The 10,265-nt window shown below is 71.4% G+C and carries 12 protein-coding genes; 6 read left to right on the top strand and 6 right to left on the bottom strand.

Annotation, left to right across the window (positions count from 1 at the left end):
• Window positions 1-145: 145 nt before the first annotated feature.
• The 5 genes from MT346_RS02425 to MT346_RS02405 form a co-directional block, all read right to left on the bottom strand.
• The gene (locus MT346_RS02425) at window positions 146-439 is read right to left on the bottom strand and encodes a hypothetical protein (protein WP_243561169.1); all 294 of its coding nucleotides are present in this window, start codon (window positions 437-439) and stop codon (window positions 146-148) included.
• The gene (gene fliS / locus MT346_RS02420) at window positions 429-857 is read right to left on the bottom strand and encodes a flagellar export chaperone FliS (RefSeq protein ID WP_243561168.1); all 429 of its coding nucleotides are present in this window, start codon (window positions 855-857) and stop codon (window positions 429-431) included. The genes MT346_RS02425 and fliS overlap by 11 nt, the downstream gene beginning before the upstream one ends.
• A 13-nt stretch (window positions 858-870) precedes the next feature.
• Window positions 871-2,271 (bottom strand): flagellar filament capping protein FliD, encoded by a 1,401-nt coding sequence (fliD, locus tag MT346_RS02415; RefSeq protein ID WP_243561167.1) that lies wholly within the window; start codon window positions 2,269-2,271, stop codon window positions 871-873.
• 86 nt (window positions 2,272-2,357) lie between these two features.
• Complete coding sequence (locus tag MT346_RS02410) at window positions 2,358-3,197, bottom strand: flagellin (RefSeq protein WP_243561166.1); 840 nt, start codon at window positions 3,195-3,197, stop codon at window positions 2,358-2,360.
• A gap of 127 nt (window positions 3,198-3,324) precedes the next feature.
• Complete coding sequence (locus tag MT346_RS02405; protein ID WP_243561165.1) at window positions 3,325-4,143, bottom strand: sigma-70 family RNA polymerase sigma factor; 819 nt, start codon at window positions 4,141-4,143, stop codon at window positions 3,325-3,327.
• Between the two features lie 438 nt (window positions 4,144-4,581).
• On the opposite strand from MT346_RS02405, the gene MT346_RS02400 reads away from it, so the two are divergent.
• Genes MT346_RS02400 through fliW form a run of 4 tightly spaced genes read left to right on the top strand, consistent with a single transcriptional unit; the run spans window position 4,582 to window position 7,766 of the window.
• The gene (locus MT346_RS02400) at window positions 4,582-5,067 is read left to right on the top strand and encodes a flagellar protein FlgN (RefSeq protein ID WP_243561164.1); all 486 of its coding nucleotides are present in this window, start codon (window positions 4,582-4,584) and stop codon (window positions 5,065-5,067) included.
• 4 nt (window positions 5,068-5,071) lie between these two features.
• The gene (gene flgK / locus MT346_RS02395) at window positions 5,072-6,493 is read left to right on the top strand and encodes a flagellar hook-associated protein FlgK (protein WP_243561163.1); all 1,422 of its coding nucleotides are present in this window, start codon (window positions 5,072-5,074) and stop codon (window positions 6,491-6,493) included.
• Between the two features lie 2 nt (window positions 6,494-6,495).
• Window positions 6,496-7,377, top strand: coding sequence for a flagellar hook-associated protein FlgL (flgL, locus tag MT346_RS02390; RefSeq protein ID WP_243561162.1), 882 nt, complete (start codon window positions 6,496-6,498; stop codon window positions 7,375-7,377).
• Complete coding sequence (gene fliW / locus MT346_RS02385) at window positions 7,374-7,766, top strand: flagellar assembly protein FliW (RefSeq protein WP_243561161.1); 393 nt, start codon at window positions 7,374-7,376, stop codon at window positions 7,764-7,766. Before flgL ends, fliW begins: the two co-directional genes overlap by 4 nt.
• Window positions 7,767-8,083: 317 nt before the next feature.
• On the opposite strand, the gene MT346_RS02380 is transcribed toward fliW, so the two are convergent.
• Window positions 8,084-8,524 carry a hypothetical protein gene (locus MT346_RS02380; protein WP_243561160.1) on the bottom strand — a complete coding sequence of 147 codons (441 nt, stop codon included), beginning with the start codon at window positions 8,522-8,524 and terminating at the stop codon, window positions 8,084-8,086.
• Between the two features lie 102 nt (window positions 8,525-8,626).
• On the opposite strand from MT346_RS02380, the gene MT346_RS02375 reads away from it, so the two are divergent.
• Both MT346_RS02375 and MT346_RS02370 read left to right on the top strand, forming a co-directional pair.
• On the top strand, window positions 8,627-9,100 hold the full coding sequence (locus MT346_RS02375; RefSeq protein WP_243561159.1) for a hypothetical protein: 474 nt from the start codon (window positions 8,627-8,629) through the stop codon (window positions 9,098-9,100).
• Between the two features lie 134 nt (window positions 9,101-9,234).
• Window positions 9,235-10,146, top strand: a complete 912-nt coding sequence (locus tag MT346_RS02370) for a hypothetical protein (RefSeq protein WP_243561158.1) — start codon at window positions 9,235-9,237, stop codon at window positions 10,144-10,146.
• Window positions 10,147-10,265: the final 119 nt, after the last annotated feature.

Below are 10,265 nucleotides of genomic sequence, written 5' to 3'. Positions count from 1 at the left end.
GGACGACATCGCCGGTGCGGTGATGACGTCGTGCGGTGGTGGCCGATCCGTGGCCGGTGGTCGAGCGATCCGTGCTCGTGGTGCGCTATCGGTGGGTCGCGTCGGGCTCGTTAGTGCTCGCCCCGAACGGGGGCCGGGAGGGCGCCTACGCGCTGGCGTCGAGGTAGACCGAGCGCTGCGGCTCGCGGGTCGCGTCGACCTGGCGCAGGGCGCCGAGGTGCTCGAGGGTGGCGCGGCGCTGCCGCTCCAGGGACTGCATGCGGTCGTGCTGGGCGGCGAGCAGCCGGGAGGCCCGCCCCATCAGTGCGCGCGGCACCGGTCCCAGCCCGGTCGGCGCGAGCCAGGGGGCCGGGTCGTCGTCGACCGCCGCCCGTTCCAGGACGGTGAGCACGGCCTCCCACTCGGCGCGGTGTGCCGCGTCCCGCTGTTCAGGCGACACCGAGGGCTCCGCCCGATGCGACCGGTGCGGTCGCGGTCATGGTGCTGGCCGCGTCGTGCCAGGCCCGGCGCAGCGGCTCGAGGATCCGGATGCAGTCGCGGGTGGCCTGCACGTCGCGGTGGACGTTCGCGGTGATGAGCGAGGTCGACGCGTAGTTGTAGATCGCCAGCAGGCCCTCGCCGCCGTCCCACGCGTCGATGCGCAGCGTGGACGAGAGCTCGCCGACGATGGCCTGGGCGTGCAGCAGCTGGTCGCGGGCGGCATCCCAGTCGTTCGTCGTCTGCGCGGCCTCGGCACGGTGCAGGTCGAGCAGCAGCCGGTCGTACAGCATCGTGACGAGCTGCGCCGGCGTTGCCGACAGCACGGACTCGTTCGTGTACTGCGCACGGCGGCGCTGCGAGAGGTTGTCGTACGTCATGGTGGTGTCCCGATCAGCTCGACATCGACGCGATCTGGCTGGAGAGCCAGCTCGACTGCGACTGGAGCTTGCTGAGGTTGGTCTCGAGCGCGGCGTACTGCGTCTGCAACGCCGACTTGCGCGATGCCAGGCGGTCCGTCCAGCGGTCGATCTGGTCGTTGAGGTCCTTGACCACGGACTGCTGTCCACTGATCGCGGTGGTGAGCGACCCGGTGTACTTGTCCGAGATCGCGGTGGCGGCGGCACCGACGGTGGTCGCGAGTCCGGAGACGACTGCCTGCGTGCCCTCGGGGTCGGCTGCCAGGGCCTTCTGGAAGGCGTCCGGGTCGAAGGTGAAGTCGCCGTCCTTGGTGATCGAGATGCCGATCGACGACGGGGACCTGCCGTTCACGGGTGCCGACATCGTGCTCGACAGGCGCTGCATGGCGTCGCGCGTGGTGGCGTCACCGAGCAGCACACCGGCCGTGGTCGTCGTCGTGCCCGAGGTGGCGCTCGTCGTGTTCGTGACGCCGGTGTTCGACCCGTAGTACTTCGCGATGGCGTTCATCGCGTCGACCAGGCCGGAGGCGACCGACTGTGCCTTCGTGGTGTCCCGGGCGACGGTGACCGTCACCGGGTCGGTGGTCGCTTGTGAGACCGTGACCGTGACACCGGGCAGCAGGTCCGTGAACGTGTTCGACGCGCTCGTCACGGTCTGCGCCGCGGCGGTGCCGGCCCAGAGCGTGACCGAGGCGTCGGAGGCCGTGCGGACGACGGCCGCACCGGGCTCGGCGAGGACGTCCGTGCCGGAGCCGGCAGCGACCTGGTCGGCCGTGCCGCGGTGGACGGTGAACGCCCCGGCGGCGCCGGTCGAGGTCGCGGTGAGCTGCAGCCGCCAGAGCTTCGTGCCGTCGGCCGCGGTGCCGGCGGCCACCTTGGTCGCCGTGACGCCCGCGGCGGACTTGGTGATCGCCGATGCGACGTCGTCGAGCGACCCGGACGCGGGCGTGACCGTGGTGGTCGTGCCGTCGGCGCGCGTGATCGTCACCGGCTGTGCGCCGGTGGACCACGTCGCCATCGCGGCGGTGACCCCGACCTGCGCGGCCGCTGTCGACCCGACGGTGAACGACACCGAACCGGGTGCGGCGTTCGCACCGGTCGCCACCGTGGCGCCGGGGCTCGAGCTCGTGCCGGTGTACACGTCGAGCGACGAGGCCTTCGCCGCGTCCGCCGCCTTCGACGCCAGGGTCTGCACCAGCGAGTTCATCGTCTGCAGCGACGAGATGAACGAGTTGGTCGTCGTGACCTTGTTCTTGAGCAGGGTCTGCGGCACCGACTCGACCGACATGAGCGAGTTGATGAGGTCCGTCGTCTTGAGCCCGGACACGAGACCGTCGATGGCGAAACTGCCACTCGACACGGACGACGTGGACATCCTGGCTCCTCGGCGCAGTTGTGGTCAGGGGTGGTGCGCCGCTCCCCGGGAGGCCTGAACTGTCCCGGAGAGCGGCGCGGTCGCGACTAGCGGAGCAGCGACAGGACGCCCTGCGTGCTCTGGTTCGCCTGCGCGAGCATCGACGTGCCGGCCTGGCTGAGGATGTTGTCGCGCGTGTACTTGACCATCTCCTCCGCCATGTCGACGTCGGTGATGCGCGAGGACGCCGCGGTGAGGTTCTCCTTCGCCACGTTCGTCACGTTGATGGCGTGGTCGAAGCGGTTCTGGATGGCACCGATGTTCGAACGAGCCGAGGAGACGTACTTGATCTGCGCGTCGAGTGCGGTGATGGACGCCTGGGCGTCGTCAGCGCTGTCGAACTTCAGGGCGCCGACCGCGGTGGCCACGTCCTTGACGCTCGACTTCGACAGGTCCACGTCGATCTGGCTGGCCGCGTCACCGTTGGCGCCGACCTGGAACTTCAGCACGCCTGCGGTGCCGGCGGAGCCGTCGAGCAGGTTGATGCCGTTGAAGTTGGTCGAGGCCGAGATGCGGGTGAGCTCCTGGGTGAGCTGCCCGACCTCGGTGCTGATCGCGGTCCGCGAGTCCTCGTTGTTCGAGTCGTTGCCGGCCTGCACTGCCAGGTCGCGCATGCGCTGGAGGATCGAGTGGGTCTCGGTGAGCCCACCTTCAGCGGTCTGCACGACGGAGATGCCGTCCTGCGCGTTGCGGGCGGCGACCGTGAGGCCACCGACCTGGGACTTCAGTCCCTCGGAGATCGTCAGGCCCGAAGCGTCGTCAGCGGCACGGTTGATGCGGAGGCCGCTCGAGAGCTTCTCGAGGGACTTCGACAGGTCGCCCTGCGTCGCGTTGAGGTTCCGGTACGTGTTGAGTGCCGAGAGGTTGGTGTTGATGGACATACCCATGGTGGTTTCCTCCGTGAATTCTGGGTCTTCGTCTGCCCGTCCGTGGGCTGACATGGTTGCCTGTCGGCCGAACGACCGGAGGCGTTAGGAGAACCGGCACGATTTCCTCGGCGCCGGTCCCCCACGATCAACTGGCGACCACCTGGTGGCCGCTCGTCGCGTCCTGCACCGCGCGGGCGACACCGACCGCGGCGTTCGTCGCGACCCGTGCCAGGTATGCGCTCCGGCGCGCGGCGGTCGTGCGCGAGACCGGCTCGGGAGCGGCGCCGCCGTCGCCGTAGTGCGTGGCGAGGCCGTCGCGCAGCAGGCGCATCGCCTCGGAGCGCTGCTGCGACACCGCGGAGTGCGTGATGCCGAGCTCTGCGGCGACCTCGGTCACGGACCGGTCGCCGAAGTAGACCGCCTCGACGACGTACCGCATCCGCTCCGGCAGCGCCTCGACGGCAGCGCGGAGGTAGCGGCGACGTTCGGTCTCGACCAGGTCGTCGCCGGGCAGCGGCAGGTCGGCGGCGACGGTGTCGTGCACGGTCTCGTCGATCGCGGTCACGGTGCGGCCGGCGTCGCTCATCGCATCGAGCGCGGTCTGACGGTCCACGCCCATCGCGTCGGCGACCTCCTGCACGGAGACGCTGCGGCCGAGCTGGGACGTCAGCGCCTCACGCGTCGCGAGGGTCTCGCGGATGCGCTTGCGGGTCCCGCGGCTGGCCCAGTCGGCGGAGCGCATGTCGTCGGCGATGGCACCGGTGATGCGGGTCCGGGCGTACGCGCCGAACGGCACGCCGAGCGTCGGGTCGAACGCCTCGGCGGCGGCGACCAGGGCGAGCGAGCCGACGGCGGCCAGGTCGTCGCGGTCGAGGTGGGTGGCTCGTGCACGGACGTCGGACACGATGTAGCCCACGAGCGGCAGGTGCTCGGTGATCATCGCGTTGCGTTCGGTGCGGTCCATGCGCTTCCCCTGGTCGTCTCGATCGGTGTGTCCCCGTCCGTGGGGCTCGCCATCGTCGTGTGTCCCACCCGGTCGGTGGGCACGACGAACACCGGCCGCGTCGTGGCCGGTGAGTACGCCGAAGACCACCCGGTTCCCTCCGGGCGGTGCACTCCGCGCCCCCGTGGCGCGTCCCGGGGTGTCCCCCGGTGTGCATCTCGAATGTATCGGCTGGCAAAGCGCTGAACACCCCTGTGATCGTCCCCAGTGCGGGGGGACGAGGGCGTTTCGGGTGTCCGCACTTGGGGGGACATGACCGATCCGGGCTGCGTGTTTGTCCCCCGGAGTGGAGGTGGCGGCCGATCGCGTGACCGCACTCGAGGGCCGCGCGCTTACGGGGCGCCCGCCCCGACCGATAGTCCCCGGTGTCCGCAAGACGACCGACACCGGGAGGAGATGATGAGCGTGAACGACCTGTCCGCCGTGCTCTGGCGCGAACGAGAACTGCTCGAGCTGCTCACGTTCAAGCTGGAGGAGGAGCAGCTGCTGCTCGCCGCCGGGCGCTCCCGCTGGGTGTCGCACGCCAGCCGCGAGGTCGAGCAGGTGCTCCAGCGGCTCCGCACGACCGGGCTCGAGCGCAGCGCGCAGAGCGCCGCCGTCGCCGAGGAGTGGGGCGTCGACCCCGCGGCTCCCCTGCGTGAGGTCGTCGCTGCTGCGCCCTCGGGTCCGTGGGGCGAGATCCTGGCATCGCACCTGCAGGCGATGCTCGAGCTCACGACCCACATCGGCACGCTCCGCGACGAGAACGACCGCTTCCTGCGCACCGCCGCCCAGGCCACCGAGGAGACCCTCGCCGGCACGGTCGGCGACACTGCGACCTACGACGCGACCGGCACGTCCGGGCGCGCCTCGGGCGAAGCACGCCTGTTCGACGGGAGCCTGTGACACCGTGGTCAGCACCTTCGGCTCCCTCGCCACCGCGTACTCCGGCCTGAGCGCCGCCCGCGCCGGCATCGAGGTCACGGGCCAGAACATCGCCAACGCCGGCACCGCCGGCTACACCCGTCAGCGCGTCACCCAGTCGTCGGTCCCCGCCGTGCAGACCGGGTTCATGCGGGGCACCGCGGCCCTGGCCGGACAGGGTGTGTCGATCGACGGCATCGCCCGGCTGGGGTCGATGACGCTCGACGCCGGTGTCCGCGCCGCCGCCGGTTCCTCGGCGTACGCCACCACCCGCGCGACCGCCCTCGACCAGCTGGAGTCCGGGCTGCACGAGCCGGGCGCCGACGGTCTCGCCACGAAGCTCGACACGATGTGGTCCGCGTGGAGCGACCTCGCCACCCACACCGACGACCCGGGAGCCGCCACGGCGCTCATCGGCGCCGCCGGTACGGTCGCCGCGGCACTGTCCAGCGGCTCCGAGGCCGTCGACGCGCAGTGGACCGCCGTCCGAGCCACCGTCGCCGGACAGGTCACGCAGCTGAACGACGCCGCGAAGCAGGTCGCCGACCTGAACGGCCGCATCCGCACCACCGTCGCCGGTGGCGGGAACGCCAACGAGCTGATGGACCAGCGGGACCAGCTCACCCAGCAGATCGCGTCGCTGGCCGGCGGGACGACCCGCACGAACGCCGACGGCACCGTGGACGTCCTGATCGGCGGCAACCCGCTGGTGCAGGGCAGCGACGCCCGCTCCGTCGCGCTCGGCGGCGGCACGCGCCTGGGCGACGCCACGGGCGTGACGCTCACCTGGACCTCCGGCTCCGGATCGGCCGTCGCCCTGACCGGCGGATCGATCGCCGGCAACGTGTCGCTCCTGGCGCCCGCGACCGCCAACGGCACCGGCGGCGCGCTCGCCCAGGCCTCGGCCGCCTACGACCGGGTCGCCACCGCCCTCGCCACGCAGGTCAACGCCGCACACCACGCCGGCACCACGCCGGCCGGCACCACGGGCGTCGACTTCTTCGCCCTGTCCGCCGGCGTCCCCGCGGCGCAGGGCCTGACCGTCGTGCCGACCGATGCCAGCGGCATCGCGACGCGGAACGCGGCGGGCGACCACGACGGCCGGGTGGCGGACGCCATCGGCCAGCTCGGCGCCGCCGTGGACGCACCCGATGCGTCCTGGGCGACGTTCGTGGCAGGGGTGGGCACGGCCTCCCGGTCGGCCACGTCCGAGGCGACGCTGTCCGGACTCGCCCTGACCAACGCGCAGAGCCAGCAGCAGTCCGGTGCCGGGGTCGACCTGGACGAGGAGAACGTGAACCTGTTGAGCTACCAGCACGCCTACCAGGGCGCAGCCCGCGTCCTGACCGCCGTCGACGAGATGCTCGACACGCTGATCAACCGCGTCGGCCTGGTCGGGAGGGGATGACGATGATCACCCGGGTCACCACCCAGATGTCCATGGCAGCCGCCACGTCGCGGCTGCAGGCCGGTGCCGCCAAGCTCGCGCAGCTGACGGACCAGGCCACCACGCTCAAGGCGATCGGGCGTCCGTCCGACGACCCCGTCGGCACCGCGTCGGCGATGCAGGTCCGCAAGGACCAGGCAGCGAACGCGCAGTACGCGCGGAACGCCAACGACGCCGCCGGCTGGCTCGCCACGACCGACAGCGCCCTGGGCGACGTGTACTCCGTGCTGTCGAAGGTGCGCGACCTGACCGTGCAGGCGGCGAACTCCGGCACGATGGGCGACACCGACCGTGCTGCCATGATCACCCAGTTCCAGGGCCTGGCCGCCGACCTGGCATCGAGCGCGAACACGAAGTACGGCACCCGCTCCGTCTTCGCCGGCGCGTCCACCGCCGCCACCGTGTTCGACCCGTCCACCGGCTGGACGTCCTCGACCGCACCCGTCGACCGCCGCATCGGGGACGGCACCTCGGTGCGTGTGGACACCACCGGCACCGCCGTGTTCGGCTCGGGCGCCGAGTCCGTCTTCGCCACCATCTCCTCGATCGTCACCGACCTGCAGAACGGCGTGAACGTGAACCCGAGGCTCAACGACCTCGACGCCCGCATCGACACGGTGCGCGGGGCCCAGGCCGACGTCGGTGTCCGGCACGCGGCCGCCCTCGCCGCGCAGTCGTCCCTGAAGTCGGCATCCGTCGACCTCGAGGCACGGCGCTCGTCGGTCGAGGACAAGGACCTGGCCAAGGCCGTCCTCGACCTGCAGGTGCAGCAGACCAACTACCAGGCAGCCCTCGCCGTCACCGCGAAGGTCCTGCAGCCGACCCTGATGGACTACCTCCGATGAGCATCCCCCTCACCTTCTCCGTCGCACCCTTCGGCCTCGAGCCGCTCGACTCCTTCACCCTGACGCCGGTCGCCGACACCGACGGGCTGTTCACGCTCGTCGGGGCGGGCACCACCGCGTCGGGTGTCACCGAGCCGCGGCTGTACCTGCTCGACGCCGCCGTGCACCTGCCGTCGTACGCACCGTCGCTGTCCGACAGCCAGGCGGCGTCGATCACGCTGACCGACCCGACCGAGGCGATGTTGCTCGTGGTCGCGACCCCGGGCGCCTCCGGCACGACGGTGAACCTGCTCGCGCCGGTGGTCGTCAACGCGCGGACGGGTGTCGGTGCACAGTTCATCCTCGAGGACCAGGACCTTCCGCTGCGCGCGGAGCTGGCGCGGGCGTAGGGGGGGGCTGGCGCGGCGTCGGCCCGCCGCCCGCCCCGCCGCTGACTCGGAACGACATCGTCGCTGTCGTACGACATCGTCCTTGTCGTTCGGGCGGATGCTCGCCACCCGCGCGACAACCTCGCTGTCGTCCGACACCGTCCCTGTCGTCCCAGCGGATCCTCGCCACCCGCGCGACATCGTCGCTGTCGTACGACACCGTCGCTGTCGTCCCAGCGGACCGTCGCCACCCGCGCGACAACCTCGCTGTCGTCCGACACCGTCCCTGTCGCATCGGCGGCGCACGACTCTCCTCCACATCCTGGAGGCTCGGGGCATCATCCACAGATCGGCCTACGGCGACGCGGTCCAAGCCCCGGAAGCGCGACAGTGTCGTCATGTCTGCAGCTCCGACCGTCCCGCTCATCCGCATCGCCCACCACGACAGCGCTGAACGCCGCGCACTCCAACGAGCAGTCCATCGTGGGGAGTACATCGCGATCCGACCCGGCGTCCTCGTCCGGCCAGCCGACGTGGCAGGGCTCTTCCCCGAGCAACGCCACCTCGTGCTCGTCCGCGCCACCGCTCCGCTCGTTCTCCCGCCGCGGGTCATCTCCCACGCCTCGGCCGCGGCGGTCCACGCGCTGCCGTTCGTCGAGCCGCCACCCGATCAGGTACACCTGACCGACCCGCGCCGTGCTCGGCCAGACGGCAGTCGCTTCCTCCGGGTCCACCACGGGGTCGTCGAGCTGCCCACCGACGAACATCGAGAACGGCATCCGTCTACGCTCCCCGTCGAGTTCGCCGGCGCACGGGTCACGTCGCTGGTCAGGACGCTCGCCGATGTCGCTTGCACGGCGACCCTGACGGCGGCGGTCCCGATGATCGATGCCGCGCTCGGGCAGGGGGCCACAACGCGCGCACTGCTCAGCGAGGAACTCGACCGAACGGCACCGAAGGCCTTCGCACGAGCACGTACGGCGATCGCGATGGGATCGACGCGGTCAGGGTCTGCGGCAGAGTCGGTCGCCCGCGTGCGCTTCCGCCAGCTCGGCACCACGGATCCGGTCCAGCAGCACGAGTTCTCCCGCCCCGGCGACCAACGGGCCATCGTGGACTTCTGGTTCCCGACCCAGGGCGTCGTGGTCGAGGTGGATGGTCGCGCGAAGTACCAAGACCCCACGATGCTCGACGGCATCTCGACCGCCGATGCCCACTGGCGCGAGAAGCAGCGCGAGGACTTCGTCCGCTCCTTCGCCGAAGTCCGCCGTGTCGTCCGACTGACCTGGGCCGACCTGATGGACCCGGAGGTGGTTCGTGCAAAGCTCGTCAGCGCCGGCGTGCCCTGTCGCTGAGCATCGTGGCGCTCGTGCGCCCCTCCCACGACCCGAGCAACGTCCCGAGCCACGACCCACGGTTCCCACTTCCACTGACGCGTGTTCCGGAGCCATCCAGCGACCCTCCCACGTGCCCGGCGTAGCGTTGCGGCATGGCCCCGAAGCAGAACGACCGGTCGGGCGAGCGGGACCAGGCGATCGTCTCGCTGCCCTCCGCCCCCGTCGACCAGTCCGCACCCCCGACCCAGGTCCCCGCGACGTCCAAGGGCTGGGCGAAGATGCTCGACCGTGTCCTCGACGTCCAGCGCCCGGCGGTGGTGGCGCACGTCAATCGCATCCGACGCCGCAAGCCCGACGCCACCCCGGCCGAGGTCATCGAGATCCTCGAACGCCACTACCTGACCGCGGTCACGACCGGTGGTGCGGCAGTAGGCGCGAGTGCGGTCGTGCCGGGCATCGGAATGGCCGCCAGCTTCGGCCTGAGCGGTGCCGAGACGGTCGGGTTCCTCGAAGCCACCGCCCTGTTCGCCCAGTCCGTGACAGAGGTCCACGGCATCACCCTCGACGACCCGGAACGCTCCCGCACGCTCGTGATGGCGATGATCCTCGGCACCCCGGGCACGCAGCTCATCAAGCAGCTCGCGGGCCAGGCAGCCGGCGGTCAGGCGCGCACGGCCTTCTGGGGCGAGATGGTGGCGTCGTCGCTGCCGCAGCAGGCGGTCAGCGGGATCGCGAAGCAGGTCCGGGACTCGTTCATCAAGCGCTTCGTCGCACGCCAGGGCACGTCGATCCTCGGTCGCGCGCTGCCCTTCGGCATCGGCGCAGCGGTGGGCGGGCTGGGCAACCACGCTCTCGGCCGCAAGGTGATCCAGGCATCGAGGACCGGCTTCGGCGAGCCGCCGGCGCACTTCCCGATCGTTCTCGAGCAGTCGTCGGGCACGCCGAGTCGCGCGGACAAGCCGAACCGGCGCGAGCGGAAGCTCCAGCAGAAAGCCGACAAGCGCCAGCAGCAGGCAGACAAGCGTGCCGTGCGCGACGGACGGCCCGGCGGCCGAGCCCTCTGACGACTCGGCACACGGGTCGCCGGCAGCACGGACCGGAGGTCCGTGGCGAGGCAGCCACGGGCCTCCCGTCCGTCAGGCGGTCGAGCGCATCATGCCTACCGTCCAGCGCATCGCGCCGA

Source organism: Curtobacterium sp. VKM Ac-2922 (assembly GCF_022815645.1).
In the GTDB taxonomy this organism is placed as follows: domain Bacteria; phylum Actinomycetota; class Actinomycetes; order Actinomycetales; family Microbacteriaceae; genus Curtobacterium.
Note: the sequence above shows the minus strand (reverse complement) of the source record. Positions and strands in the feature narration are given on the sequence as shown.

Coding starts and splice junctions, on each gene's coding strand:
- MT346_RS02410 (WP_243561166.1), bottom strand. CDS start 3,197: ATGGGTATGTCCATCAACACCAACCTCTCGGCACTCAACACGTACCGG.
- MT346_RS02380 (WP_243561160.1), bottom strand. CDS start 8,524: ATGCCGTTCTCGATGTTCGTCGGTGGGCAGCTCGACGACCCCGTGGTG.
- fliS (WP_243561168.1), bottom strand. CDS start 857: ATGACGTACGACAACCTCTCGCAGCGCCGCCGTGCGCAGTACACGAAC.
- flgL (WP_243561162.1), top strand. CDS start 6,496: ATGATCACCCGGGTCACCACCCAGATGTCCATGGCAGCCGCCACGTCG.
- MT346_RS02405 (WP_243561165.1), bottom strand. CDS start 4,143: ATGGACCGCACCGAACGCAACGCGATGATCACCGAGCACCTGCCGCTC.
- MT346_RS02400 (WP_243561164.1), top strand. CDS start 4,582: ATGAGCGTGAACGACCTGTCCGCCGTGCTCTGGCGCGAACGAGAACTG.
- fliD (WP_243561167.1), bottom strand. CDS start 2,271: ATGTCCACGTCGTCCGTGTCGAGTGGCAGTTTCGCCATCGACGGTCTC.
- MT346_RS02370 (WP_243561158.1), top strand. CDS start 9,235: ATGGCCCCGAAGCAGAACGACCGGTCGGGCGAGCGGGACCAGGCGATC.
- fliW (WP_243561161.1), top strand. CDS start 7,374: ATGAGCATCCCCCTCACCTTCTCCGTCGCACCCTTCGGCCTCGAGCCG.
- MT346_RS02375 (WP_243561159.1), top strand. CDS start 8,627: ATGATCGATGCCGCGCTCGGGCAGGGGGCCACAACGCGCGCACTGCTC.